Raw genomic sequence first — 26377 nt, forward strand, 5'->3', positions numbered from 1 at the left:
CCCCCGAATCCAACAACACAGGCAAGCATAACGACAGTGATGTCGATTCGATTACAGGAGTAACATGCCATCTTTCTCGATCGAGGGCATCAGTTCGGGGATCAACACCGCCGAATACATCGATGCCATTATGCAATTTGAGCGGCGCCCGGCCGTGCTCATGGAGACGGAACAGGCCGCCAAAACTAACATCGTTTCCACTCTCAAGGCCCTGCAGGCAAAAATCCTCGCGCTCAAGACCAAGTCAGCGCTTCTCATGAGGAGAAGCACCTTTGAAAAAGCCTCCATATCCGTCTCCGATGAATCGATCCTGAGCGCCACGGCCAGCGGGCGGGTGAGCGTGGGCTCCTATGACCTGCAGGTGCTGTCACTGGCCCGCAACCACCAGCTGGCCTCGCAGGGATTCTCCGATGAGTCGATTTCCTCGCTTGGCACGGGCACAATAACCATCAGCGTTGGTTCCGCCTCACCCGACGTTATCACCATTGACGCCGGCAACAACTCGCTCGTGGGAATCAAGAAGGCGATCAACGACGCCGACGCCGGCGTCACCGCCACGATCATAAACGACGGCTCCGGTTCCCGAGCCTACCGGCTGATTCTTTCTGCCGATACGAGCGGCGTCACCAACACGATCAATGTCACTTCGAACCTTTCCGGCGGCAACAACCTGAATTTTTCGACGTCGTCCTTTGACGATCCCGAAGCCGTCAGCATGGATTCCGGATCGGATGCCGCCATCTCGCTGGGGGCCTCGGCGGCCTACACCGGCAATGAAAACAAGATCTATACGTTCACCGTGGCCGGCACCGGGGTGCAGACGGTCGGCACCGACAATATCACGATTGACTGGACCGACGGCACCGACTCGGGGTCAATTGTCGTCACCCAGGCGGATGCCGAGGTGGAACTGGTCGGTGCGAGAGCCGACGGGCTCAAACTCACCTTCTCGACCGGTCAATTGAAGTCCGGTGACATCTTTCAGGTGCAGACGTTTGCGCCGCTGCTCCAGCAGGCTTCCGACGCCCGGGTCGCTATCGGCTCGGCAGGCGGAACCGGCTCGCCGATCACGGTGACCTCCGAGACAAACACGCTCGACAACGTCATCGCCGGCGTGTCTCTCCAACTGGAGAAGGAAACGCTCCCGGGCGACCACGTGACCATCAAGACGGACATCGATATCACCGGCATAAAAGAGAGGATCAATGACCTGATCGCCGCCTACAACGACGTCAACGACTTCATAGACCGGCAGAATGCGTACAGCGAGGACACCAAGGAGACGGGAGTGCTGTTCGGAGATTCCGTGGTCCAGTCCATGCAGTACTCCATCAGGCGCGTCATCGCGTCACGGGTCACGGGTCTCACCTCGAAGTTCAACCAGCTGTTCACGATCGGCATACGCACCGGCACGGACGGCAAGCTGTCCATAAAGGATACCAGCCGGTTTGAGGAGGCGCTGCGCAACAATCTGGACGACGTCATAGACCTGTTCGCCGACTCGGGCAACAGCTCCTCGAGTTCCATCGAGTTCGTGTCGGCGGGCAACGAGACCAGGGTCGGCGAAGATTACGAGGTTGACATTACGCAGGCGGCTACGCGCGGCGTTTACAGGGGCAGCGGCATCGCCGACCCGACCGCCACGCCGCTGACGCTGAACAGCTCCAACAACCGTCTTAAGTTCACCATAAACGGTGTGCAGTCCGATGATATCATCCTGTCGGAGAAAACGTATAATTCGGCCGACGAGCTTGTCCGGGAACTCCAGGACAAGATTGACAGCGACCCCCTGATCGGTAACCGGGGCCTGTCGGTCGAATGGGTCGAGTCCGGCTCGGGGATCGGGTACCTGGAACTGACCAGTTCGACGTACGGCAGCGGGTCCAAGGTTGGCATCGTTACCTCAATTCCAAGCGGCGCCTTTGCTCTGCTGGGTCTGGCTTCGGGGACCGCCGTCCCGGGCCAGGACGTGGAGGGGACCATCAACGGAGAGGCGGCTGAGGGCAGCGGGCAGTATCTGACCGGCAAAGAAGGCAACGCCACGACGGAGGGGTTGAAGCTGCGGATCACGCTGGATGCCGACCGGCTGACAAGCGGCAGCGAGGGAACCATCACTTTATCCAAGGGCGTGGCTTCGAATCTCCAGACCGTGCTGGACAGCCTCACCAAGGTGGGGGACGGCATGATAGACCGCCGCATCCGGGCGTATCAGAATCAGATCGAATATCTGAAGGAGCGCGTCACGGCCTTTGACGAACGGCTGGTAATGCGGCGTGAACGGCTGGCTCTTCAGTTCCAGCGGATGGAACAAATCCTCGGTCAACTCAACGCCCAGGGAGACTACCTTACAAGCCAACTGGCCAATATCAACGCCAACTGGGTTCGGACCGGAGACTAAGGGGCAGGTGGCAGGGAGGTTATGGAAAACGCGCTGAACGCTTACCGGCGCACCGACACGATGGGCAAGTCGCAGCTTGACCTCATCGTCCAGGTATACGACGGGGCCGTATCGGCGTATACGGCCGCCGTCGAGAGTTACGAGGCCAACGACCTGCAGCAGGGTCACGAACACCTGGAGCATGCCAGGAGATTCGTGACCCACCTTTACACGACGCTTGATTTTGAACGGGGAGGCGAGATCGCCGAGAGACTGGGCGCGCTGTATGCCTTTCTGATCAACCAGACTGATTTAGTCCAGGCGACCAAGGACTTAAGTGTCATACACAGCAACATCAAGATTTTGAAAAACATTCGCGAGGGCTGGGTTGGCATCAGAGACCAGGTCCCCGGTGCCGGGACGCCGCCGGACAACGCCGCTTCCGGCTCGCGGTCCACTCGCGCATAGGTACGAGGAGGGTATGGACACGAACGCGATCACGCAACTCGAACAGGGCCTCATTGCTGTCTTGAAAAAAGAGTACTCCTTTTACCAATCGCTGTACATCTTGCTGGACAAGCAACGGGATGTCGTAAAGTACGACAAGGACGAAAACCTGCTCGATCTGTATGCCGAGATCGAGCGCTGCCAGTGCCGCATCAGGGAGTCCGAGGCGAAGATTACGGCGATCCGGGAGACAAGCCCGCAATTGTTTCGCGTCGCGTCGGTCCACCCCGAGGTCAAGCGGCTGGTCAATTGTATCATAACGCTGGTCAAGAAAAACATACGGCTGGTCGCGGAAAACGAGCAGTACGCCCGTGATCGGCACGAGAGAATTCGAGCGGAACTGGAGGAACTCAGGAGCAGTCAGAAGATACTGCAGTACATGGGCAATGTCGACCCGTTGCCGCACTTCGTCGACGGCAAGAGTTGAATCGCCCGCGGAAAATGCAATAGTGAGCTGCCTAAAGTTAAAGTTCAGGTAGCGTGCCGACGATAGGATAGTTGGAAGGTAAAACGATGGAGATAGGACCGCTGTCGAACAAACCGCCCCTCCCGTCCCCCGCCGACAGGTCGCAGGACCGGCAGGAGGCGGTTGAGAAGGGCGCCCCGCCGCAGGATTCGGTTGAGATTTCCCGGGACGCCAGGTGCCGGCTGGCAGAGCTGGCCGATGCCGCCCTCAGGGCGGAGAAGACCGGTGACGGAGCGGTCGACCGCGCCGACCGGCCGAGAGAAGATAAGATCGAGCAGGCCCGTCAACGGGCTCGGGAGGGCTTCTACGACCGACCGGACATCAGGGACCTGATTGCCGACCGCTTGATTGAAGACTTGAACTTGTAGTCAAATGGATCGCAGATATGGCTATTGCCACGATTGACAACCGAGTCAGGCAGGTTATTTCCAATATCAGGAATCTCCCTACGCCGCCTATTGTATTTCATCAGATCCAGAAGGTGATCAACGATCCCCATGTATCCGCCGCCCAAATCGCCGGCATCCTGTCGGAAGACCCTGCGATGTCGGTCAAGGTGCTCAAACTGACCAACTCGGCTTTCTACGGGCTCACGCGCGAGGTGGAGTCGGTCAAGCAGGCGGTGGTCGTCGTTGGCATGGAGGCCATCAAGAATCTTATTCTGTCCGCCTCGGTCCTTGACATGTTCAAGGGAGATGAGTTTGATCAGGAGTACCAGGAGAAGTTCTGGCGGCATTCCCTGGCCGTAGGCTTCTGTGCCCGTCTGCTCGCCCGAAAGGTCCGGAGCCGTGCCGTCATTGATCCCGATGCCGGGTTCTCGGCCGGATTACTGCATGACGTGGGCAAGAACATTCTGTGCTGCTTTCTGAGAAAGGAATATGAGATCTTCTCGGAGGCACGGGCCAAGGACCGGGAATCGCCCACCCACGAGATTGAAGAGCAGGTTCTCGGATATAACCATGCCCAGCTCGGCGCAGTCCTGGCCGAGCAATGGAAACTCCCCGAGCGGCTCATGCAGGCTATCGGATATCACCACCACCCGCAGTTGAGCGAAAACGATGATGCTCTTGCGTTCTATGTCCACGTCGCCAACCACCTGGCCAAGGTGACGTTCTATGAGAACGAGGACCGCTATCTGATCGGTCATCTCGGGGCCGGCGTGCTGGATTACCTGCAGATCGAGGAGGCTGATATGCAGGCTCACTGTGAAGCTCTGCGGGAGGAATACCTGAAGGCCGAGACCTTCATGAAAATGGTCGGTATCGCCTGAGGCGGAACGGGAGATGCAACTCGCGTAACCCCGGGACGGTGTTTCCCGGGGCTTTTTTTTGCCCGGCCTCGGGCCATCCCCGCCGCGAAATCAGCGTTGAGCGTCAGGTGCGGCGGCCGGGGCCGTTCTGGCCTGTACCCGTGCCCCGTCGAAACGCAGGTAACAGACCAGCGATCTGGCGTTGGGGATAAACACCTTGTTGGCGTAGTCGTCGAAATGTCGGCCGGTCCACTGTGAACGGTGGACCTCGTATTGGTTGCCGAACGCCTCCGCCTGGGCCGAGGCGGCCAGCGGCGTGGAGACAAGACAGGCGTTTGCTTTTCGCGCACACTCGGCCAGAAGAGCACGCCCGTCGTCAAGCGTAAAGTGCTCGATAACGTCGATTAGAAGGATAAGATCGTAGTGTGTATCCAGCCCGGGAAGCAGGCTCAGGGCGTCGCCGACGTAGATGTTGTCATAAATGTGTTCGTGCACCGGCGTGAGGTATTGTTCGAAAGCTTCAATGCCGTCGATACGTCTCTGCCAGTCACCGTATCTGTCGCGTCCGTCCCATAGCTCCAGGTATTCGCGACAGAGAAACCCGTACTTGCCGAAACCGACCCCGACGTCCAGCACTGACTGCGGCCTGGTCGCGAGCACGATCTCCATTATGGTGCTGATCTGACTAATCTGACTGGATGGCATGGCTTGTCTCCTGTGCGGATCGAACGGCTCGTATGCGGCGAGTGTGCGCTCGCATTACGTCCATGTAAGTTAAGTCTCTACCACGTATATCGGCGTCCTAGGCGCGATCTGTAGCGAGGGACGTCACGCCCGACCCGCTCCGCGCCCGCAGGTGGGCTGCGGCCTTGTTCCCGGGTCAACCCGTGCGTAAGGCGTTAAGATTCATAAAGTTGTCAGTGGCGTGGGGCTAAAAATTCTGTTGACAAGTTCGATATAAGGTTATAGGATTAGGGTCGGGTCGAAATTCGGCCGAATTGATAAAACTTGGACGTGTGGGCGATTAGCTCAGTTGGTTAGAGTACTTGCTTGACATGCAAGGGGTCACTGGTTCAATTCCAGTATCGCCCACCATTGGTGGCTTGTGCGGGAAGCTGTCGTGCACGGTCTGGCCCAGCCTCCCGTATTTAGTTATAGGACTTATTTGACAGTATGGCAAAAGTACAGATAAAATTCCCGGACGGATCGGTTCAGCCGTTCAATTCCGGTATCACCGGAGCCGAGATTGCCAGGCAAATCTCCCCACGGCTGGCCAGTCAGGCGATTGCCGTTAAGGTTGACGGCCGGGTCCGCGACCTGAGCTATCCGATTGCCTCCGATGCGCCGATTGAGATTCTCACTTTCGATAACCCCGAGGGGCGGCAGGTGTTCTGGCATTCCAGCTCGCATATCATGGCCCAGGCCGTGCAGGAGCTGTTCCCCGGCGTGAAGCTGGCTATCGGCCCGCCCATTGACGAGGGCTGGTATTATGATTTCGATGTAGACAAGCCGTTCTCCCCGGAGGACATCGAGCGCATCGAGAAGCAGATGGCCCGGATTATCGCCGAGGATGCGCCGTTCAAGCGCGAGGACATGAACCGCCGGCAGGCAATTGACTTCTTCAAGGAGAGCGGGGAGCAGTACAAGGTGGAACTCCTCGAGGATTTGGAAGATGACACCGTCAGCTTGTACCGGGACTCGCGTTTCGTAGACCTGTGCCGCGGTCCGCACCTGCCGACGACCGGTATGGTGAGAGTGTTCAAGCTGGTCTCGTCCTCCGGGGCCTACTGGCGCGGTGACGAGAACCGCCGGATGCTCCAGCGCATTTACGGCGTTTCGTATCCGAAGAAATCGATGCTTGACGGCTATCTGCAACGCCTGGAGGAGGCCCGCAAGCGCGATCACCGCGTGCTCGGCAGGCAGCTCGAACTGTACACGGTCTCGGACGAAGTCGGGGCCGGCCTTATTCTTTGGCTGCCTCAGGGGGCACGGATACGAAACGAGATTGAAACGTTCTGGCGCGACGAACACCTCAGAAACGGGTACGAAGTAGTATACTCGCCGCATGTGGCGCTGCTGGATCTGTGGCATCAAAGCGGCCATACGGATTTTTACAGGGAGAACATGTACGCCCCGATCGACGTGGATCAGCGGCAGTTCCAGCTCAGGCCGATGAACTGCCCGTTTCATATCCAGATGTACAAGTCGCGGCGATGGTCCTATCGCGATCTGCCCCTGCGCTGGGCCGAACTGGGGACGGTTTACCGGTACGAGCGCCCCGGCGTGCTTCACGGCCTGATGCGCGTGCGTGGTTTTACCCAGGATGACGCTCATCATTTCGTCACCCCCGAGGGCATGGAGGACGAGTTGATCTGGCTGCTGGACTTCTGCGTGCATATACTCAGATCGTTCGGCTTTACCGAGTATGACATATTCCTCTCGACGCGCCCCGATAAGGCCATCGGCAGTGCCGCCGACTGGAGCCGGGCCGAGGCGGGCCTTCAGGCGGCTCTCGAGAAGGCCGGCCTGGCGTACACGGTCGACGAGGGAGAGGGCGTATTCTACGGCCCCAAGATCGATATCAAGATCAAGGACGCCATCGGGCGATCATGGCAGTGCTCTACCATTCAGTTCGATTTTTCACTGCCGGAGCGGTTCGATATTCATTATATTGACTCGAGCGGCAAGCCGAAGCGGCCGTATATGATCCACCGAGCCCTGCTCGGCTCCATTGAACGGTTTTTCGGTGTCCTGATCGAACACTACGCCGGGAACTTCCCGCTCTGGCTGGCCCCGGTCCAGGTCAAGGTTCTGCCGATAACCGATGACCTGAACGAGTATGCTTCGGGCGTGCTTGAGCGCCTGCGGCGAGCCGGTTTACGGGCTACCCTGGATGATCGGTCGGAGAAGATCGGAGCCAAGATTCGCGACGCCGAGCTGCTGAAGGTGCCGTACATGTTTGTCGTCGGCGGCAGGGAGGCCACCGCCGATTCGGTCGCCATGAGAAAACACGGCACCGGCGATATAGGTGTGAAGTCGGTCGATCAGGCCGTTGCCCTGCTGCAGGCCGAGGTTGCCTCGAAGGGAAGCGTGTCAGACGGTAAGGAAAAGATATAGGAGGAATTCATAGGCACCAGAGACATTCGCGTTAACCACCGAATCAGGATGTCCCCTGTTCGGTTGATCGGACCGGAAGGTGAGCAGGTCGGCATTCTGCCGATCGGCGAAGCTCTTGAGCGTGCGCGGGAGCGGGGCATGGATCTGGTTGAAGTTGCCCCGGACAGCCGGCCGCCGGTCTGTCGCATCATGGATTTCGGGAAGTACAAGTACGAACTGGCCAAGAAGGACAAAGTATCCAAGAAACGTCAACACGCCTTGCAGCTCAAGGAGATGCGGTACCGGCCCAAGATCGATGATCACGACTACGATTTCAAGACGCGCCACGTTCGCGAATTCTTGGAAGCTGGAAGCAAAGTCCGGGTGTTCGTCATGTTTCGCGGTCGAGAGATGACCCATCAGGAGTTCGGTCGGAAGATCCTCAATCGTGTAAAGGAGGATCTGGAGGACATCGCTCAGGTGGACGTCGCGCCGAAGATGGAGGGCTACACGATGAGTATGATACTCAGCCCGAAGGCGGGACTGCTCAAGAAAATCCAGGCGGAGAAGGAGGCGGCAAAAACGGAGGACTAGGCCCCGTGGCCGGTCAGTCCCGTTTCCGACCGACCGCCTCACCCTGTTGAAATCAGACAACTGAGTCGAATTGCAGTAAAGGAATGACATGCCCAAGATGAAGACCAAGCGTAGTGCCGCCAAGCGGTTCTCGCGAACCGCCACCGGCAAAATCAAGCGGCGCCATGCCTACAAAACCCACATACTGAATAAGAAACCCACCAAGCGGCTTCGCAAACTGAGGAAGCCCACCCTCATTTCGGGGGCGGACCTCCGCGAAGTAGAGAGAATGCTTCCCTACTGAGACTTCGAGGCCGGGCTCCGGCCGGGAGATGAACACATATGCCACGTGCGAAAAACAACGTTGCAGCCCACAGGCGGCACCGAAAGATACTCAAGAAGGCCCGGGGCAACTACGGAGGGCGCAGCAAGCTCTACCGTACGGCTCTGGAAACGGTTAACAAAGGGCTCAAGTATGCCTACCGTGACCGGCGCAATAAGAAGCGCGAATTCCGTGCCCTCTGGATCACGCGCATTTCGGCGGCGGCCAAAAGCTGCAACACCAACTATTCGACCTTCATAAACGGCCTGAAGAAGGCCGGTGTTGAGCTTGATAGAAAGGCCCTGGCCGATATCGCGGCGCGCGATATGGCTACGTTCACCAGGCTGGCTGAAATCGCTGCAGGCAAGTAAGCGGAGTCCGGTCGGCCATGTCGCTTCTGGATGAAGTTGCCAGGTTGGAGGAAGAAGTGCTCGAGCGAATCGGACAGGCCGATTCGCTCGGTTCGCTAGAGGAACTGAAAGTTCAGTATCTCGGGCGAAAAGGCCCGGTCATGTCGCTCCTGAAGAGCCTGAAGGATCTTCCGCTCGAGGAGCGAAAGCGGACCGGAGCCCGCGCCAACCAGATGCGTGCTCAGCTGGAAGAGTGCTTCTCGGCGGCCATGGGCCGGCTCTCGACCTCACGAAGATTGTCCGCCTTCGATCCCACCCTGCCGGGGACCGCCCAGACAGTCGGCACTATCCACATCATCAATCAGGTCATGGGGCAGATTTGCCGGACTTTTTACGGCATGGGTTTCGAAATCGCGCGCGGGCCGGATGTCGAGACGGACTATTACAATTTCGAGGCCCTGAACTTTCCGCCGGACCACCCTGCCCGCGACATGCAGGATACGTTTTTCGTCGAAGGCGGCAGGCTGCTGCGGACCCACACCACCCCGGTGCAGGCGCGCGAACTCGAGAGGCGAAAACCGCCGATCAAGATCATCGCCCCGGGGAAGACGTTCCGCCACGAAGAGATATCCACCCGGGCGCACGTATCGTTTCATCAGGTCGACGGCTTTCTCATCGACGAAGGTGTGACTATGGCGGACCTCAAGGGTGCCCTGGTGGCGTTCTGTCGCAACTTCTTCGGCGAAGACCTTAAGCTGAAATTCCGCCCGTCCTTTTTCCCGTTCACTGAACCGTCGGCCGAGGTGGACATCTCCTGCTTTCTCTGCGGGGGCAAGGGCTGCCAGCTCTGCAAGTACTCCGGCTGGCTGGAGATTCTCGGTTGCGGTATGATTCACCCCGCCGTGCTCGAGGCAGCCGGGCATGACTCGGAGAAGTATACCGGCTACGCGTTCGGGCTGGGCGTAGAGCGCGTGGCTATGCTCAAGTATAAAATCAACGATATCCGGCTGTTCTTTAACAACAACGTCCGGTTTCTCAGGCAGTTTAACTAGGCATGAAAGTCTCTTACCGCTGGCTCACGGAACTGGCCGGTGTCGACTGGCCGGTCAAGACGGTGGCCGAACGGCTCACCATGTGCGGCACGGCCTGCGAAGACATCATTTCCACCGCGCGGCATCTGGACAAGGTCGTAGTCGGAGAGGTCCTGGCCGTCGAACCCGTCCCCGGGGCCGACAAGATCAGGAAGGTCACGGTTGATATCGGCGGCGAAACGTGGGACGTCATATGCGGTGCTCCCAATGTCGCGGTGGGTCAGAAAGTACCCGTGGCGCTGGCCGGGGCCAGGCTCGCCGGCGGCATCGAGATCAAAGACGCCAGGATCCGCGGGGTCCTGTCTCGGGGCATGATCTGTTCTGAAGCGGAGCTGGGCATCTCGGACGACCACTCGGGAATCATGGTGCTGCAAAGCCGGACCATCCCGGGAACACCGCTGGCCGACCAGCTTGATTTCGACGACTATATTCTCGATTTCGAGTTGACGCCCAACCGGGCCGACTCCATGTCGGCGACAGGCATCGCACGCGACCTGGCTGCACTGGCGTCGGTCAGGGTGCGCTATCCGATTCCTGAGTTGAAACCATCCCGCGAGAAGACATCCGACGTCATCAAGGTGACGATTGCAGATCCGGAGGCATGTCCGCGTTTCACGGCTCGCGTTATTCGAAACGTGAAGATCGGCCCCTCTCCGTGGTGGGTACAGAAGCGACTGCTGACGGCCGGGCTGAGGCCGATCTCGAACGTCGTGGATATCACCAACCTTGTGATGCTCGAGACCGGCAATCCCATTCATTCGTTTGACCTGGACCGGTTCGGTTCCAACGAGGTCCTGGTTCGCCGTGCCGGCAAGGGCGAAAAGCTGGTCACTCTCGACGGCAAGGAACACGCGCTCTCGCCGGAGGTGCTGCTTATCACCGACGGAAAGAAAGCCATGGCCGCGGCCGGCGTGATGGGCGGGCTTGAGTCCGAAGTCTCCGAGTCGACCACCAATATCCTGCTGGAAGTGGCGTATTTCGATCCCAAAGTGATACGCCGAGGCCGCAAAGAGTTGGGTTTCGTATCCGAGGCCTCGACGCGTTTTGAGAAAGGCGTCGATCCCAACAACCTGCCGCACGCCTCGGCACGTGTGGCCGGCCTGTTTCAGGAACTGTGCGGCGGCGAAGTGCTTGACGGCCTCGTGGACTGCTATCCGACGCCGATCGAGCCCCGGGTGATCACCTTCCGACCCGAACGGTGCAACACCGTTCTGAGAACAAACTACCCCGTGGAGCGCATGAAGCAGATTTTCACCGACCTTGAATTTACGGTGGAAGACGGCGATCCGATGAAGGTCACGGTGCCGACTTTCCGCCACGACGTGAGCCGGGAAGTTGATCTTATCGAAGAAGTGGCCAGGATCCAGGGGTATGACAGCATTCCGGACGCCGTGGAGAATCTCGGTCCCTTGTTCACCCCGCTGCACGGGGAAGATCTCTTTGCGGACGAAGTCCGGCGGATTCTGACGGCCGGCGGGTTTGAGGAAATTGTCGGGCACGGCCTGGCCGGCAGCAGGGAGGCGGCCCTGCTTGATCCTGCCTTGCCGCAGTTGAAAATAGTCAACCCCATCTCGGAAGACCTCGACATTGTGCGAAACTGCCTGGCGCTCAGTGGGCTGGCGGCCGTAAAGCACAATCATGCGCACCGGAACATGGATCTTCGCCTCTTTGAAATCGGCCGGGCATACTTTCCTCCCGATGCGTCCGGTCAATGGCGCGAGGAAGACCGACTGCTTCTGCTGGTCACCGGCCAAACGCCGGCCCTGTGGCGTGAAGAACCCCGGCCGCTGGACTTCTATGACGTCGCCGGGGCCATAGGTCGTCTTGCCTCCCACTTCCGCTGGCCCGGGACGGCCTTCGAAAGCCGTTCGGTTCCCTACCTGGACGAGGACATCTCGTTTGAGTTGAAAGTTGGCTCGGTTGGAGCCGGTCCGGTCGGCAAAGTGTCCGAGGCAGTGGCGCGAAAATTCGACATAAAACAGCCCTTGTACCTTGCGGAACTGTCGATTTCTGATTTAATTGCACTGTGCCGGGACAAGGCCGAGTTTGAACCTTTGCCGGTCTACCCGGCGGCTCCTCGTGATCTTGCCATAGTGGTCGATGTGACGACGCGGGTGGGTGATATGCTGGATCGTATTGCCGCCACCGCCGGCCAATTGGCTGATGCGATTGACGTTTTCGATGTTTACGTCGGCCGGCAGATTGAGCAGGGGAAGAAATCGGTCGGCGTCTCGATCAGTTATCGATCCAGCGAGCGGTCGTTGTCAAGTCAGGAAGTTGATGGCTTGCAACAAAATATCATAGATATGCTCAAGCGTGACTTCAACGCAGAAATAAGGGAAAAATAACAATGTCGGGAAAGTTCGCTTTGCTGGAAGAGAAAGTCGAAGCGGTGCTGGCGCAGTTGGAGGAACTGCGCCGCGAGCGGACCGCTATCCGCGAAGAGAACAGGGACTTAGGGAGCGAACTGAACCGGATGAGACAGAGTTTTGAGGAATTCAAGTTGTCTCAGGCGGATCAGGCGGACGTCGTCAAGTCCAAACTTATGGCCGTTCTTGACCGCATCAAGGAGTTTGAGACCATCGGCCTGTGATTTTTTTCTTGACACAACTTAAAGAAGTGTGTATAACGTCTTAAGCGATAGTGAGATAGGAACACAGGTATCAGTCAGCTCTCGGGGCGCTTAATGACTGATTTTGCCGTAGAAAACATGGTTACCGTAAAAATACTCGGGGAAAATTACCCGATTGCAGCGAGCAATGACGTTGCATATATCTCCAAGGTTGCCGACTACGTGGATTCAAGGATGAGGGATGTGGCCACACGGAGCCGCTTCCAGGCGCGAGACAAGGTGGCCATTCTGGCCGCCATGTCGATCGCCTCGGAACTCCTTGAGAAGTCCGAAGACGTGTCGCAGTTTGAGGAGCAACAATCCGTCGGGCTGGATCGCCTGCTGGCGCGTCTGGACGGTGCGATTGACGGTGACCCGTCGAACGCTGATTGAACTGCTTGCCTGACTGACCTGAAGTTTCCCGTCTCCATATCTCAATGAATAGATTGTATGCGCCCGGCCCTGGCATGCCGGGCGGGAGGACTATATGGACAGCCTGATTGTTCCTGTAGCCGTGGGCGTCGTTGCCGGCGCGCTTGTCTACTTCATCACCTGGAGCGTATCCCGGCGGTTGGGGCGTAAGAAAGTCCATAGTGCGGGCGAGGAGGCGCGGCGGATTATCAGTGAAGCCACCAAGGAAGCTGAAATCCGCAAGAAAGAAGCCGCCCTGGAAGCCCGGGAGGATTTCCTTAAGATCAAGGCCAAGTTCGACCAGGAGATGACTTCCAGGCGCCTGGAACTCGACAAGCTCGCCAAACGACTCGAGGATAAAGAGGCCAACCTACAGAAAAAAGCGGACTTCATCGAGGGCAAGGTCCTGGAACTCTCGGGGCGCGAGAGTACCCTGTCCGCCCGTGAAAAGGGCATCGGGCTGCGTGAGAGGGAGCTGCAGGATATTATCGCCAGGCAGAATGAAAGACTTCAGAAGATCGCGCAGATGACGCCCGAAGAGGCCAAAAAGCTGCTCATGGACAACATGGTGGAGGAGGCCAAACGGGAGGCGGCCGCCTTTATCAAGGAGATTCGTGACAAGGCCGAACGGGACGCCGAGAAGGAATCCAAGGAGGTTATCCTGTCCGCCATCTATCGTTGTGCCGCCGACCATACGGTCGAATCGACGGTGTCGGTTGTCAACCTGCCCGGTGACGAGATGAAAGGGCGGATTATCGGACGCGAAGGCAGGAACATCCGGGCTTTTGAAACGTGCACCGGCATCGACGTCATAGTCGATGACACGCCGGAGGCGGTGATCCTGTCCGGCTATGATCCCGTGCGCCGGGAGATCGCGCGCATGGCCCTGGAGAAGCTGGTCTCCGACGGGCGTATTCACCCTACCCGGATTGAGGACGTGGTGGAGAAAACCAAGAAGGAGATGGATGTAATTATCCGCGAGGCCGGCGAACAGGCGTGCTTTGAGCTCGGCGTTCACGGACTTCACCTCGACTGCGTCAGAGTGCTGGGGAAGCTTCACTATCGGACGTCGTACGGACAGAACGTGCTGGCCCACTCCAAGGAGGTGGCGATGCTGTGCGGCCTCATGGCGGCCGAGCTGGAGCTGGACGCCGTGCTGGCCAAGCGCTGCGGCCTCCTGCACGACATCGGCAAGGCCATTGACCGGGAGACCGAGGGAACGCACACGCAGATCGGCGCCGATTTCCTTCGCCGCTGCAAGGAGCATGAGATCGTCGTCAATGCCACCGAGGCTCACCACGGCGACGTGCCGATGCTCAGCCCCTACCCGGTTCTCGTGCAGACCTCCGATGCCGTTTCCGGTTCGCGACCGGGCGCCCGGCGGGAGCCGCTCGAAGCGTACATTAAACGGCTCCGCCAGCTTGAGGAACTCGCCGACAGCTTCAAAGGCGTTTCCAAGGCATACGCCATTCAGGCTGGCCGGGAGATCCGCGTCATAGTCGAGAACGCGATGATAGATGATTTGTCCAGTTCCGTGCTGGCCTCGGACATCGCCGCCAAAATCGAGAGTGAAATGCAGTATCCCGGGCAGATCAAGGTGACCGTCATCAGGGAAACGCGTTCGACCGAATATGCGCGGTAGGGAACGGATCACGATATTTTGACGTTGATAAGCGACCGGAGATGTGGTACCCTCCGGCTGGGTTTGTTTCAACGGTCGAGGCGGATAACAGCGGGGATTCGTCTCATCCATGCCTGCCCGCTTTAGAGAGCTGAAGCATGTCGCCATTCACAATCCTGTTTATCGCGGACATCTGCGGGAGACCGGGCCGTCAGGCGGCGGCGCACCTGGCGCGCCCCCTGCGTGAGAAATTCTCGGCGGACTACGTTATCGCCAATATAGAAAACGCCGCCGGTGGGTTCGGCATCACCCCCGAAATGTCCGGCAAGATATTCACCTACGGGGTGGACGTGCAAACGTCGGGCAATCACATCTGGGACCGGGTGCAGATCCTCGAGTACATTCAGCAGACGCCGAAGCTGTTGCGCCCGGCAAACTACCCGGACGGCGCGCCGGGACGCGGAGTTTGCGTCGACACGGACGGCAGCCACCCGGTCGGCGTGGTCAGCCTGATGGGCCGCACCTACATGGCGCCCATCGAATGCCCGTTCCGGACCGCCGATCGTTTGCTGGAGCGGATGGGCGACGTCAAAATAATCGTGGTCGACTTCCACGCCGAAGCCACCTCCGAGAAACAGGCGCTGGTGCATTATCTGGACGGCAGGGTGTCGGCCGTTATCGGGACTCACACGCACGTCGCCACGGCGGACGAACGGATAAGTGACCGCGGCACCGCCTACATCACCGACGCCGGAATGACGGGCGCCCACGATTCCATCATAGGCATGGACAAGGGACCGTCGCTGGGGCGCTTTCTGACCGGGATGCCAAAGCGCTTTTCGACTGCCACGGGTGATGTCAGGATGACGGGTGTCGTACTGCAGGTGGATCCGGTGTCGGGGCACGCCGTCAGCATCGAGCGATTCTCCCAGGACTTCGACATTACCCGGTTTCAAACCGGTGATGCGACCGATGTCGACTGAAAGAGCAGGATCATATGGCCGCGCAACTCATCGACGGTAAGCTTGTGGCCGCCGCCGTGAAGGAAGGTCTTCAATCGAGAATCTCTCGGTTGGCGGGCCGGGGTGTGACGCCGGGCCTGGCCGCAGTGCTGGTGGGGGACGACCCGGCTTCCGTCACCTACGTCAACAGCAAAGTCAAAGCGTGCGGCAAGCTGAACCTGCACTCGCTGGTTATTCGCAAGCCGGGCGATCTCTCGCAGGGTGAATTGCTCGACATCGTCGCCGAACTGAACGAAAACGAACTCATACACGGCATCCTCGTCCAGTCACCGCTGCCGCCGCATATAGACGAACTGGCCGTCACGCTGGCCATCAGGCCTGACAAGGACGTCGATGCCTTCCATCCACAAAACGTCGGCATGCTTCTCATTGGTAAGCCGCATCTCTTGCCGTGCACGCCTCACGGCATCATCAAGCTCCTGGAGCATTACGGGATCGACCCGGCGGGCAAGGAGGTCGTGATAGTCGGCCGGTCCAACATCGTCGGCAAGCCCGTCGCGGCGCTCCTGCTGCAGAAGGCGGCCATGGGTAACGCCACCGTCACGGTAGCCCACTCACAGTCACGGAATCTTCCCGAGATCACGCGCCGCGCCGATATCCTCATCGCGGCCGTGGGCCGGCCCGGAACCGTCTCGGCCGACATGGTGAAACCGGGAGCGGTTGTGATCGACGTCGGTCAAAACCGCGTTCCGGACGCTGGAGCGGCTAAAGGGTATCGAGTGACCGGGGACGTCGACTTTGAAGCCTGCCGGGAAAAAGCCTCGTACATCACGCCGGTTCCGGGCGGCGTAGGACCAATGACTATCGCCATGCTTGCGGCCAATACGGTGACTGCCGCTGAGCACTTGTGCGGCTGCGCCCCGTAAGGGGTGGTAGTCCCGTTGCTCCTTATGCGCAAGAGGTTACACAGTCACACCCACATCTTTTGGCTGAATTCGTTGCTACTCACCGGGATAATCTGGAACGTGGACGGTACGACTACCTCCCTCGATCAATAAGTACCTTTAGCACTGGTGGTTAGACAACGAAACCGCCAGCCTCGCGGTCGGAACATTTTTCCCTATTCATATGAATTACAGTGACTTGGAGGGCATGTTCTTTGCTCGCTTAAGATCGGGTAAATACGTGTTTATTGGCCTCTTTGACCGTCAAAATGTATCGTGAGACCCCTGGCCGGACTCCTCATAGTTCTCGCTTTCGCGACGAGCGTGCGCGCGGCGTCAGTTCCCCCAGACTCTGGCAAGGGGACCCTGGATTCGTCGGGTCCTGCCGGTTCGTTTGCCCCCGCCGGCAACTCGGACGCTGCTGAGCTTGCTCAGATCGTCCTGTCCATATCCCCCCGGCAGGTTGTGGACAAACCCTGGGTGATCTCGGCACAAGTTTTCCTCTTCGATGAAAACAGCAATCCGGTTACGGATTATGATCTTGCGGCTAACCCTATCCAGCTTGTAGCCAGTTCCGGACAACTTATCCCGGATATTCTGGATGATCCGGCTCTCTTCAATGCCGGTGTGATCGATTTCCTGCCTGCGGCTGTGCGCTACCAGGGCACGACCGGTCAGGTGGGGATTACCGCCGTCAGTGGTGCCGTCTCGTCTACTGAAGTCCTCGTGGTGTTCAGCGGCTATGACGTACTGAGCGCGTTCGATGCCCTGGGCGAACCGATAGACACCATCTACGCGAACCTGTTGACGACCATCCAGGTATTGGTGCAGAACCTGGGAGATCTCGTCGCCCAGCCGTCACCCAGCCTGAGGTCCTTCTTCCGTTCGGGCGGCGGCTCGGTGAAGTCTTTTATTTCACCGAAAGCCAACGGGGCCATTGACACCGTCGTTATCGATCTTCCGACCGAAAACCTGGGCGGTGGTCCTGACACTCTGATTCTCGAACTCACCAGCGAGTACCAGATCTCCGATTCCATATACGCGACGTCTGATACCCTTCTTGTCCCGGTAACCGTTCAGCTTCCCGCCGTGCTGGAGTTTGCCGAAGGCTCGTTCGTGCCCGACTCCGTCTATGCCGGTGAGGCGTTTGACGTTTCTTTCCAGGTGGTCGGCTCCGGGTTTTCCGGCGTGATCGATACCTCGGTCGCCCTTATCCGTTTGTACGGTGACACCACGCAGCCGCCGCTGGCCACCATTTATGACGGTGGGCCGGTTCCTGAGCGCATCCAGGGCGACACCGTCTTCTATGAGGGCCTGACCGCCCTGGTGGACGCGGCCGCCGGCCTGATCCCCGGGTCGTACATGGTGCGGCTGGATTTCTATCTCATATCCAGTGGCAGCGTGTACACACTCGACCTGCGATATCCCGATTCGCTGTTCATTCTGCCGCCGGCTGCGCTGTCGTACGTGGAAGGTACGTTTTCACCGCTGTCCGTGAGCGCTGGCGCCAAGGTCGCCTTCAGCTTTGACCTCCTGCTTGAGGATGCCCTGCCGCTTGAGATAGAGCCGTCCGGCGACAGCTTCACTGTTACAGGCAGCGGCTTCTCCACGACCGCCGGGCTTGACATTCCCGGGCAAATGCTTTCGCCCGGCGTCAACACGGTGTCAACTGACAGCGTTTTCATCCCGTCTGAACAGCTGGGTCAAAGTCTGAGCCTGTCAGCATCGCTGGGCTATCGGCTTTCGGGGTCCGCCAATTACCTGCCGTTTACCTCGGATTTCAGCGGCGAAACGGTACTGGTCGAGGAGTTGCCACAAGTGCAGGTGCGGGAGGTGTTTACGATCGCGCCGAATCGCCCAAAGGTCAACACGCTGCAGGAGTTCAGCATCAGGTGCCGGATTGAAAACTCTTCGGGGGTGACGGTGGATTCCCTGCCGATCCAGATGACGAGCGACGGTGAGTCATCGTTTGAACCGGTGCACGTCATCGGTCCGATAGACGCTCACCAGACGGTCGAGACGTTCATCGATGTGGTCGCCGGCCCCGAGTCCAATCCGGCTGAGGTCTTTGAGGTGAGAATAATCCCGGACGGGTTCGATGTCCTGCCGCCGGTTGACAACATCGCTACCGTAACCATACAGGAGCCGGCCAGACTTCAACTCTCCAGAACCCTCCCCGGCGGCGAGACGGGCTACGTGGGTCGTGGAAGCAGTTTTGGCATGGTGATCAATCTCGCCAACGCGGGAGAGGCGGCCGTGTCGCCCGGAGTATTCCGGCTGACGACGGGCGGCGTGGACCTCGGCGTCGAGGACCCGTTGACGGATACCATCCGGGTCGGCGTTCCGTACAGTCTCACGTTCTTTGCGCCCACTTTTGATACAACCCTCGTGCTCTCCTTTGAGTTGATGGATCTCCCGATTGACCTGAATGACAGCCTGCCGGCCGAGATCGACACCACCTCCTTTGAAGTCAGGATCACGGTGGCTTCCCTGGACGCCCACCTGTTAGTGGAGTCGCAGGTCCAGTTGTCCAATCTTCTGCTGCCCGGCGAAACCCGCGAACTCTTCAGGCTGTCCCTGACCAACCGGGCCGATTCGGACGTCGACACGATCCGGCTGGACACGGTCGGCCTCCGGTTCACCGGGCCCCGCAACCAACCCCTGGAGGTGACCTCCGTGCTCAACGTGACGGAGAGCGGCTTCTTCGAGAACGGCCTGCGCCTGTCATCGTCGTCCTCAGCCGTGGACAGGCTGTACCTGACTTTTGATGACTTCCTCCTTGATCCCGGAGATCAGAGAGTGCTGAGTTTTTTCGGCTCGCTTGGTGAAGGCGCCTCCGGGGAGTTCCGGCTGAATCTTGATGTTAGCCAGATCAGGGCCGTTTTCATCTCGGGACCGCAGAGCGGACAGGCGGTTGCCGTTGCGTCTGGCACCGGTGATACCAGTGCGCTGGCCGAGACGTTCACCCCGGTGGCGAGCCGCTCCGCCCGGGGTTCCTTCACCATCAAGGACAATCCGTTCAACCCGCTGGTGGAACCGGCCGAGTTCCAGTTCTTTCTGCCGGAGCCCAGCGCCGTCGAACTTCGCATTTTCACTCTTACCGGCGAAGAAGTCGTCTCGCTGGTGTACCCCGAGGGATTTCTGCCCTCGGGTCGGCTGGTGCCCTTGGGCTGGGACGGCCGCAACGGCTCCGGTGACTTCGTGCTCAACGGCGTGTATATCGCTCTTTTGCGAATCGTTAAGTCCGGCGATGAAGCCCTGCTGAAGGTTGCGGTGGTGAAATGACTCGGCGGATACTGATATTCCTGTTCTCCGGTATGCTTGCCCTGTGGGTGTTCCAGGCGGCGGCGGCTTCCGATGCCGGTCGGGAAACACCGTTCTCGCTGGGTGCGGGGGCCAGATCGGTAGGCATGGGAGCGGGCTTCACGTCTTTGACCAGCGACGCTACGGCCGTCTATTACAACCCGGCCGGGCTGGCTTATCTCGATTACCAGGAAATTTCCCTGATGCACTCTGCGCTTTTCGAGGGAACGATATACAACGTCGCGTCGTGGGTGTTTCCAATGTCGCCCGGCAACGGCGTCGGAGTGGGTTATATGCGGGTCGGCACCGGCGAGATCACGCGACGCGAGAACTATGCCAGTCGCGGAGAGTTCAGCTATTCGCACTGGCAGTTCATTCTTTCGTACGGCCACCATTTCGGCCGGCCGTTCGGGATCGGGCTGAGCCTGAAGATCGTCAACCAGTCGCTGGATAACCTGTCTGACTTCGGTCTTGGCCTCGATGTCGGCCTGCGTTCGACAATCTGGAAACATCTTTCTCTCGGGGTAATAGCCCGGGACATCGTTCCCGCCGACCTCGAACTGAACGGCGTCGTGGAGGAGACACCCGGATCGGTGGCGGGAGGGATCTCGCTGGCAGATGTGACCCTTTTCGACCGGACGGCCGTCAGCCTCGCGCTGGACCTCGAGAAATTCGAGGATCGTGACTGGAAAGTCCATGCCGGGGGTGAGGTTGAATTCCGTCGTGCCCTTGCGCTCCGTTTCGGATATGATCGGGACAACCTGACGTTCGGCGTCGGCCTGAGCACCGGGCGGTTGCGCTTCGACTACGCGTACAAACTCCTTGACTACATCGACAACACCCACCACGTGTCGATGTCAATCCTGCTGGGTGAATCGCTGTCCGAGCAGGCCGCCAACGCCCGGCTCACCGTGCCCGCACCGCCCCCGCTCACCGAAGAGCAGCGCGTCCTGCTGCATTTGAAAGAGACGGCCAACCGCTACTTCCGCCAGTTCAAACTGGACTCGGCCCTGGCGTTTTATCGGCGATGCTACGAGCTTGACAGCACCGACGAAGAGGTGGCCTCCAGCATTCCGGCCATCGAGCAGGCCCTGCGCCTCCAGGTTGAACGGGAGGGCAAGCTGCGCGACGCTGAAGAGGACCTGCAGCAGTACATGCGGAACTTCTATGCGCGCGCGCAACTGCTTTACGCACGCGGATTCTACTCGGCGGCCCTCGATCTGCTCGACCTGATATTCGACACCGAGCCGAACAATGCCCAGGCCCTGTGGTTGAAACGCCTGGTCGAACAGGGCAGGGAGGCCGAAATCGAAACCCGGCTTGACAGCGCTCGCGCTGCCGTCGAAGACGGACGGATCGTTGCAGCCATCGAAACCTATAACCGGGTGCTCGAACTCGACCCCGGCAACCAGGAGGTGATGGACGCCCGTCAGACAGCCCTGGCAAGTCTGGATATCCCGCAGCAGCTTAACCTGGGTATCGATCTTTTTGAGAAAGGTCGCACGGCCGAAGCTCGGCGGCGGTTCGAGGCGGTTCTGAGAATACGGCCCGAGGAGCCCGTTGCGCTTGAGTACCTGAACAAGATCGAGAAGGCCGTCACCGAAGAAAAGGAGCCGGTCGCACCGGTTGACCTGCAGAAGGACCCCGTGGCCTGGCAGCACTATCTGAACGGCCTGCGGTACATGCGCAACAGCGAATACCAGAAAGCCATAGACGAATGGCAGAGAGTGCTCGAGATATATCCCGACGAGCCTAACACGCTGAGCAATATCGAACAAGCCCGGCTGCGCCTAGAGACCGAATAGCCTGCATCAAGTTCTCACTCTTTTTAGTGGCTCGCTGCGCCGCACGGCGCTACATTTTCATTATGTTCCGTCGACCGATCAAAGAGATCAATGCCGAGTTCCTGGCCGAGGAAAAGTACCTCGACAGCATACAGAAAATCGTGCGTGAGTCCTGTGCCGTGGCCGGGATGCCTCGCAAGCAGGTAACCGCCGTCCTGCTCGCCATCGAGGAGGGGGCCACCAACATCATTCGCCACGCCTACCTGTACGAGAAGGGGACCCTGCGGGTCCGGATCGTCATATACAGGAAACTTATTGCGTTTTCACTGATTGACTCCGGGCGGTCTTTCCAGCCGGACGGCTCCGGGAAGCTGGACCTGGCCAGACTGGTCGAATCAGGGCGACGCGGCGGTCTGGGCTTCTACATGGTTCAGAAAATCATGGACTCGGTCGAGTATATCTCTTCGGCCGGGTTCAACGAACTTCGCATGCTCAAGCGAATCCGGCCCAGCGCCGGCAGGACGCCGCCCCTGCTGAGAAGGATGTTTACGCTGCGGGTCAAGTTCTCCTTCTGGACCCTCTTCATCGTGACGCTGATAATCGGCGCCACGTATTACTACGTCAACACTCGGACGGTGGCTCAAGCCTACGATTCTCTGGATGAAACGGCCGGGGCTCTGGCCACGACCATCGCCGATCAGGCCGCCGGGTACATTATCAACCGTCGGAGCGACGTCGAGTTCGACCGGCTCACGGTCAGCTACAAGAAATCCAATCCCTTCATCAGGCTGATCGTAGTGACCGACACTGCCGGCGTGACGCTGGCGCATTCCGACGACATCCACAACATTCGCAAACCATACACGCCGCCCGTGCCGGCCCGACCCGGGTCGCTCCGCGGACCTCGCCGCATCAGTGTCGACGGCGCCAGGCTGAACTACCTGGCCTTGCCGATGGCCGCCGGAGAGAGGCCCCTCGGTACCATTCACATGGTGTACACGTCGGAGTCCATCAACGCCAAGCTGGTCGAGGCCCGCCGGAAAACGCTGCTGGTAACGACCGGGTTGCTCCTGGTCGGTATCGTGGGCATCTACCTCCTGTCGAGCTACTTTGTCACCCCCATCGTCAAGATCACGCAGCGCGTGCGTCGTTTTACGTCCGGCGACCTGGAAACGGAGTTGCCGTTGGAAGGTGCGGACGAGTTTTTCGAAATATCACGGGCGCTCAACGAGATGATGACGCGCCTGAGCCGCGACAGGAGAAACGTTGTCGAGCGGGAGAAGATGGCCAAGGAAATCCAGGTGGCCTCCCAGATACAGAAGATGCTTCTGCCGCGCGATCTGCCCCGGCTGCCCGGTCTGGAAGTTGACGCCTTCTATCGCGCCGCTTCGGTGGTGGGCGGGGATCTGTACGACGTCTTCCGGATCGGCGAACAGCGTTACTGCCTGGTGGTGGCTGACGTATCCGGCAAGGGCGTCCCGGCCTCGCTGGTGATGTCGATGCTGCGCACGGTCATACAGATTCAGGCAATAAATGCCACCTCGGCCAAGGCCACGCTTCTGACCGTCCATGAGTACCTGTCCGGAAACATTCCTCCCGGGATGTTCATCACGGTTCTTCTGGCCATATTTGACGGCCCCGGCCGCAAGCTCAATCTCGTCTCGGCCGGCCACAACCCGCTGCTGCATTTCCATGCGGGGACGCGACAACTCACCAAGGTTAACCCATCGGGGATGCCCCTGGGGGTGCCGATCACGCTGGGCCAGACGTTCGCCGAGACGCTGGAGGAAGTGGAACTCCCGCTGCAACCCGGAGACCTTCTGTTCCTGTATACCGACGGCGTGACCGAGGCCACCAACCGCGAGGGCAAACGCTACGGACTGGAACGACTGACGGCGTTCATTCAGGCACAGTTCCACGATGGTGCGGTGCCGCCGGCCTCCGTACTCACGCGCGGAATTGTTGACGAGATTGACAACTTCTCCGGTTTCGCCAAGCAAAACGACGATATCACGTTCATTGTGGCGCGGACGGCGTACGAAGTCGAGCAGGCTTCGCCCCGGTCCGATGAGCTTCACGGCGAGCTGGGAATTCGCAATCTTCCTGACGACCGCGAGGCGCAAAGAGGCTAAGAATTCGCTTGCACTGCGACGGCCGATGTGCTTTTTTCGACGTAAAGTACGACTTACTGGCCCGGGCAGCAGTTCATGGATGGTATCAGCATCTCATTACTCGAAGACGGCGGCAACCGTGACGTCTCCGCGGTGCGCGTTGACGGCGTGATCGATACTTTGACCGCCAGCGAACTTGAAGAGGTAATAGACTCTCTTCTCAAACGCAGCCGCTACAAGATCGTGATCGACCTGGCCGGTGTCGATTATATCTCCTCGGCCGGCTGGGGGATATTCATCTCCCACATTCGAGACGTTCGGGCCAACGGGGGCGACATAATCCTCGCCGACATGAACCCGGACGTCTATGAGATTTTTGAGTTGCTCGAGTTCGACAACGTGCTGAAGGTCTTTGGGTCGACCGATGCGGCGATCGACAGTTTCGGCGGAGCCGACGACGCTCCGGGAGAAAAAAAAAAGGGAACGACCGTAGCTCGGCAGGTAGTCGCTGAGGCGATTTCGAGCCAGGAACCCGGAGCGGGCGCCGCGCCGCGGGGCGGCATGCCTGGTTCTGACGAGCAGACCACCGGCGATCTGGAAGTGGCCGTATGCCGGGTGGTCCGACAGGATCCGTTTGTGACGGTGGCCGAGATCAGGCGTCACGTCAATTCCCACTTCGGCGGTCGGCACGTCGGCTGGTGGCGTATCGTCTCCGTTTTGCGGAAAAAGGGCTTATTGAGCCGGAGATCTCGTTTCAGGTATGCGTGGGGACGCTCCTGAGGCCGAGATTTAGGTTGACACCTCCCGTTAATCTGTTATAATTCAACGAGGTATAGCCTCGACATCCGGGTACGTGTGGATATGACTGCCCATTCGATCATAACTGCCGCGCTGGCCCTGCTGGTGCTTCTGCTGCTCTATTTGCTGCTGTCCAGAATCCGGGCTGAGAGGCGGCAGACAGCGGCGGTCCGCCGGATGAATCTGGCCGAGTTTGCCGATTTTCTTCGCTCCAACTCGCTTGAGGGGACCATCCAGCTGGTAGCCGGAAAGGTTTCTGACTTGCTGAAAGGGGCGCTGGGATGTGAGCGCATCGTATTTTTGCGCAAGCAGCGCGGCTTCCTTGAATTGAACTACTACCACGGGATCAGGCAGTTCAATCGCCAGGACTTCAGGCTGCGGTTCTCTCGGCGTCTGGTCGAACAGTTGGGCGAGGATTTTCGGCCCCGCCCTCTTGCCGATCTGGACAAGGAGCTGCCGGAGCATTTTATGCAGAACCTGCGCCGGCGTGAGTTTAACCTCTTTTTCCCTATATTCTGGCGCGACAACCTGTACGGTCTGTACTTCATCCAGAGCACGATTGAAACATCGACAGAGTCTTTCAATCTGCTGGTCGCGGCGGTGGCGCAGTCTCTCTCGGCGGCCTACCACATCAAATGGCATGAACAAAAACTCGACCGCATTCAGCGCCGGCTGGACCTGGCCGCGAGTGCGGACCGCGAGCAGCAGAACCAGAATTCCTCCGGCATCCTGCGACTCGTCCGGCATCGCAACTCCGAGACCGTGGTGCGGAAGATTTTTGACACCGTCCGAACCGAGCTTGACCTGAAGAAAGCGGCTCTCCTTTACGAGCCCAAGGAGAAAAACGACCCCCTGCATTTGATACACTCCGATAACCCGTCGGGGATGGAACCGCCTGATCGGGAAACGTTCGACGTGCTGATCCGTGAGCTCAGCCGACAGGAGCAGGTCGATCTGGATCAGTTCGACGGTAGATCCGCAGCCGCGTCTGCCGTCAGCGTATTCAAAAAGGCCGGGCTAAAGTATGCGGCGCTGTTCCCGTTGTCAGCGAGTCGGGTGGGGCTGTTCGTTTGGGCGGGCGAGCGTGCGCCCTCAGAAATAGCCAGCCGACTGCGGCAGTACCGGGATCCGGCTTCGGTCCTGATCAGCAATGCTGAAATGTTCGAGAAAGCCGAGGAGATGTCGTATACCGACGGCCTGACGGGTCTGGCCAATCGTCGGTATTTTCTGCGCCGGCTCAAGGAAGAGATTGATCGTGCCAAGCGGTACACACGTTCGCTGGCCCTGATCATTCTCGACATGGATGAACTGAAAGCTATCAATGACCAGCACGGGCATCAGGCCGGCGATGCCGTAATCAGACGCATGGGCGGGATTCTGCGGAGTTCCATCCGCGCGATTGACATCATTGCCCGGTACGGCGGGGACGAGTTCTGCGTCGTCATGCCGGAGGCTGATTCCGCGACGTGCGCGCGATTCATGAACCGTCTGCAGCAGAAGATCGCCATGTCGAAATTCTGTGCCGACATTGTCGATACTGACCTGGCGTGCACAATCTCCCTGGGGGGAGCCGTTTTCCCCGACCACGCAGCCGACTCCAATTCCCTGATCTTTGCGGCCGATATGGCACTTCTAAAGGCAAAGGAAGCGGGCCGCAACCACTATCGCCTGTATGAGCCCGTCCCGCAGGTGGATAATCCTTCCAAGTGACGTTCCTGTCGTTTTTTAGCTTTACACCCGCGACCGGACTTCTATATTTAAGAATCTAATCTAACAGGCTGTGATGCCGATTTCATGAAAG

General features: G+C 59.0%; 22 protein-coding genes and 1 tRNA gene. 22 read left to right on the forward strand and 1 reads right to left on the reverse strand.

Annotated elements, in window-relative coordinates:
• The first annotated feature begins 64 nt into the window (after positions 1–64).
• The 5 genes from fliD (at position 65) to VMY05_03795 (ending at position 4620) form a co-directional block, all read left to right on the forward strand.
• Complete coding sequence (fliD, locus tag VMY05_03775; protein ID HUV30197.1) at positions 65–2398, forward strand: flagellar filament capping protein FliD; 2334 nt, start codon at positions 65–67, stop codon at positions 2396–2398.
• A 21-nt stretch (positions 2399–2419) separates the two neighbouring features.
• Positions 2420–2845 (forward strand): flagellar export chaperone FliS, encoded by a 426-nt coding sequence (fliS, locus tag VMY05_03780; protein ID HUV30198.1) that lies wholly within the window; start codon positions 2420–2422, stop codon positions 2843–2845.
• Between the two features lie 13 nt (positions 2846–2858).
• The gene (locus VMY05_03785; GenBank protein HUV30199.1) at positions 2859–3311 is read left to right on the forward strand and encodes a hypothetical protein; all 453 of its coding nucleotides are present in this window, start codon (positions 2859–2861) and stop codon (positions 3309–3311) included.
• Between the two features lie 86 nt (positions 3312–3397).
• Complete coding sequence (locus VMY05_03790) at positions 3398–3718, forward strand: hypothetical protein (GenBank protein HUV30200.1); 321 nt, start codon at positions 3398–3400, stop codon at positions 3716–3718.
• Positions 3719–3735: 17 nt separating this feature from the next.
• Positions 3736–4620: an HDOD domain-containing protein gene (locus VMY05_03795; GenBank protein HUV30201.1), complete on the forward strand. Its 885-nt coding sequence runs from the start codon at positions 3736–3738 to the stop codon at positions 4618–4620.
• A gap of 90 nt (positions 4621–4710) precedes the next feature.
• On the opposite strand, the gene VMY05_03800 is transcribed toward VMY05_03795, so the two are convergent.
• A complete protein-coding gene (locus tag VMY05_03800) occupies positions 4711–5304 on the reverse strand; it encodes a class I SAM-dependent methyltransferase (GenBank protein ID HUV30202.1) in 594 nt (197 codons plus the stop codon).
• 313 nt (positions 5305–5617) lie between these two features.
• On the opposite strand from VMY05_03800, the gene VMY05_03805 reads away from it, so the two are divergent.
• The 17 genes from VMY05_03805 (at position 5618) to VMY05_03885 (ending at position 26286) form a co-directional block, all read left to right on the forward strand.
• A tRNA-Val gene (locus VMY05_03805) sits at positions 5618–5694 on the forward strand.
• A gap of 78 nt (positions 5695–5772) precedes the next feature.
• Entirely contained in the window at positions 5773–7716 is a 1944-nt protein-coding gene (gene thrS, locus VMY05_03810) for a threonine--tRNA ligase (protein HUV30203.1), read from the forward strand.
• Between the two features lie 24 nt (positions 7717–7740).
• Positions 7741–8289: a translation initiation factor IF-3 gene (gene infC / locus VMY05_03815; GenBank protein ID HUV30204.1), complete on the forward strand. Its 549-nt coding sequence runs from the start codon at positions 7741–7743 to the stop codon at positions 8287–8289.
• Positions 8290–8377: 88 nt separating this feature from the next.
• Positions 8378–8572, forward strand: a complete 195-nt coding sequence (rpmI, locus tag VMY05_03820; protein ID HUV30205.1) for a 50S ribosomal protein L35 — start codon at positions 8378–8380, stop codon at positions 8570–8572.
• Positions 8573–8610: 38 nt separating this feature from the next.
• Positions 8611–8961, forward strand: a complete 351-nt coding sequence (gene rplT, locus VMY05_03825; protein HUV30206.1) for a 50S ribosomal protein L20 — start codon at positions 8611–8613, stop codon at positions 8959–8961.
• A 17-nt stretch (positions 8962–8978) separates the two neighbouring features.
• On the forward strand, positions 8979–9992 hold the full coding sequence (gene pheS / locus VMY05_03830) for a phenylalanine--tRNA ligase subunit alpha (GenBank protein ID HUV30207.1): 1014 nt from the start codon (positions 8979–8981) through the stop codon (positions 9990–9992).
• Positions 9993–9994: 2 nt separating this feature from the next.
• A complete protein-coding gene (gene pheT / locus VMY05_03835) occupies positions 9995–12379 on the forward strand; it encodes a phenylalanine--tRNA ligase subunit beta (protein HUV30208.1) in 2385 nt (794 codons plus the stop codon).
• Positions 12380–12381: 2 nt separating this feature from the next.
• Positions 12382–12624, forward strand: coding sequence for a hypothetical protein (locus VMY05_03840; protein ID HUV30209.1), 243 nt, complete (start codon positions 12382–12384; stop codon positions 12622–12624).
• Positions 12625–12741: 117 nt separating this feature from the next.
• Positions 12742–13035 (forward strand): cell division protein ZapA, encoded by a 294-nt coding sequence (locus tag VMY05_03845; protein ID HUV30210.1) that lies wholly within the window; start codon positions 12742–12744, stop codon positions 13033–13035.
• Positions 13036–13129: 94 nt separating this feature from the next.
• Positions 13130–14695, forward strand: coding sequence for a ribonuclease Y (gene rny / locus VMY05_03850; GenBank protein ID HUV30211.1), 1566 nt, complete (start codon positions 13130–13132; stop codon positions 14693–14695).
• 137 nt (positions 14696–14832) lie between these two features.
• Positions 14833–15657: a TIGR00282 family metallophosphoesterase gene (locus tag VMY05_03855; GenBank protein HUV30212.1), complete on the forward strand. Its 825-nt coding sequence runs from the start codon at positions 14833–14835 to the stop codon at positions 15655–15657.
• A gap of 14 nt (positions 15658–15671) precedes the next feature.
• On the forward strand, positions 15672–16562 hold the full coding sequence (locus VMY05_03860) for a tetrahydrofolate dehydrogenase/cyclohydrolase catalytic domain-containing protein (GenBank protein ID HUV30213.1): 891 nt from the start codon (positions 15672–15674) through the stop codon (positions 16560–16562).
• Between the two features lie 483 nt (positions 16563–17045).
• Positions 17046–19865 (forward strand): hypothetical protein, encoded by a 2820-nt coding sequence (locus tag VMY05_03865; protein ID HUV30214.1) that lies wholly within the window; start codon positions 17046–17048, stop codon positions 19863–19865.
• Positions 19862–21688: a PorV/PorQ family protein gene (locus VMY05_03870; GenBank protein ID HUV30215.1), complete on the forward strand. Its 1827-nt coding sequence runs from the start codon at positions 19862–19864 to the stop codon at positions 21686–21688. The genes VMY05_03865 and VMY05_03870 overlap by 4 nt, the downstream gene beginning before the upstream one ends.
• A gap of 62 nt (positions 21689–21750) precedes the next feature.
• Entirely contained in the window at positions 21751–23799 is a 2049-nt protein-coding gene (locus VMY05_03875) for a SpoIIE family protein phosphatase (protein ID HUV30216.1), read from the forward strand.
• A 75-nt stretch (positions 23800–23874) separates the two neighbouring features.
• Positions 23875–24558 carry an STAS domain-containing protein gene (locus VMY05_03880; protein HUV30217.1) on the forward strand — a complete coding sequence of 228 codons (684 nt, stop codon included), beginning with the start codon at positions 23875–23877 and terminating at the stop codon, positions 24556–24558.
• A gap of 81 nt (positions 24559–24639) precedes the next feature.
• The gene (locus tag VMY05_03885) at positions 24640–26286 is read left to right on the forward strand and encodes a GGDEF domain-containing protein (protein HUV30218.1); all 1647 of its coding nucleotides are present in this window, start codon (positions 24640–24642) and stop codon (positions 26284–26286) included.
• The last annotated feature ends 91 nt before the right edge of the window (positions 26287–26377 follow it).

The sequence above is a fragment of the Acidobacteriota bacterium genome, assembly GCA_035529075.1.
Taxonomy (GTDB): domain Bacteria; phylum Zixibacteria; class MSB-5A5; order GN15; family FEB-12; genus DATKXK01.

What these genes read in the sequence shown, in the direction of transcription:
- VMY05_03875 (HUV30216.1), top strand. Translation starts at nt 21,751, where the DNA reads ATGTTCCGTCGACCGATCAAAGAGATCAATGCCGAGTTCCTGGCCGAG.
- VMY05_03795 (HUV30201.1), top strand. Translation starts at nt 3,736, where the DNA reads ATGGCTATTGCCACGATTGACAACCGAGTCAGGCAGGTTATTTCCAAT.
- VMY05_03880 (HUV30217.1), top strand. Translation starts at nt 23,875, where the DNA reads ATGGATGGTATCAGCATCTCATTACTCGAAGACGGCGGCAACCGTGAC.
- VMY05_03870 (HUV30215.1), top strand. Translation starts at nt 19,862, where the DNA reads ATGACTCGGCGGATACTGATATTCCTGTTCTCCGGTATGCTTGCCCTG.
- fliD (HUV30197.1), top strand. Translation starts at nt 65, where the DNA reads ATGCCATCTTTCTCGATCGAGGGCATCAGTTCGGGGATCAACACCGCC.
- VMY05_03855 (HUV30212.1), top strand. Translation starts at nt 14,833, where the DNA reads ATGTCGCCATTCACAATCCTGTTTATCGCGGACATCTGCGGGAGACCG.
- VMY05_03800 (HUV30202.1), bottom strand. Translation starts at nt 5,304, where the DNA reads ATGCCATCCAGTCAGATTAGTCAGATCAGCACCATAATGGAGATCGTG.
- rny (HUV30211.1), top strand. Translation starts at nt 13,130, where the DNA reads ATGGACAGCCTGATTGTTCCTGTAGCCGTGGGCGTCGTTGCCGGCGCG.
- VMY05_03845 (HUV30210.1), top strand. Translation starts at nt 12,742, where the DNA reads ATGGTTACCGTAAAAATACTCGGGGAAAATTACCCGATTGCAGCGAGC.
- VMY05_03785 (HUV30199.1), top strand. Translation starts at nt 2,859, where the DNA reads ATGGACACGAACGCGATCACGCAACTCGAACAGGGCCTCATTGCTGTC.
- VMY05_03885 (HUV30218.1), top strand. Translation starts at nt 24,640, where the DNA reads ATGACTGCCCATTCGATCATAACTGCCGCGCTGGCCCTGCTGGTGCTT.
- rpmI (HUV30205.1), top strand. Translation starts at nt 8,378, where the DNA reads ATGCCCAAGATGAAGACCAAGCGTAGTGCCGCCAAGCGGTTCTCGCGA.
- rplT (HUV30206.1), top strand. Translation starts at nt 8,611, where the DNA reads ATGCCACGTGCGAAAAACAACGTTGCAGCCCACAGGCGGCACCGAAAG.
- VMY05_03790 (HUV30200.1), top strand. Translation starts at nt 3,398, where the DNA reads ATGGAGATAGGACCGCTGTCGAACAAACCGCCCCTCCCGTCCCCCGCC.
- VMY05_03840 (HUV30209.1), top strand. Translation starts at nt 12,382, where the DNA reads ATGTCGGGAAAGTTCGCTTTGCTGGAAGAGAAAGTCGAAGCGGTGCTG.
- VMY05_03860 (HUV30213.1), top strand. Translation starts at nt 15,672, where the DNA reads ATGGCCGCGCAACTCATCGACGGTAAGCTTGTGGCCGCCGCCGTGAAG.
- fliS (HUV30198.1), top strand. Translation starts at nt 2,420, where the DNA reads ATGGAAAACGCGCTGAACGCTTACCGGCGCACCGACACGATGGGCAAG.
- thrS (HUV30203.1), top strand. Translation starts at nt 5,773, where the DNA reads ATGGCAAAAGTACAGATAAAATTCCCGGACGGATCGGTTCAGCCGTTC.
- pheS (HUV30207.1), top strand. Translation starts at nt 8,979, where the DNA reads ATGTCGCTTCTGGATGAAGTTGCCAGGTTGGAGGAAGAAGTGCTCGAG.
- pheT (HUV30208.1), top strand. Translation starts at nt 9,995, where the DNA reads ATGAAAGTCTCTTACCGCTGGCTCACGGAACTGGCCGGTGTCGACTGG.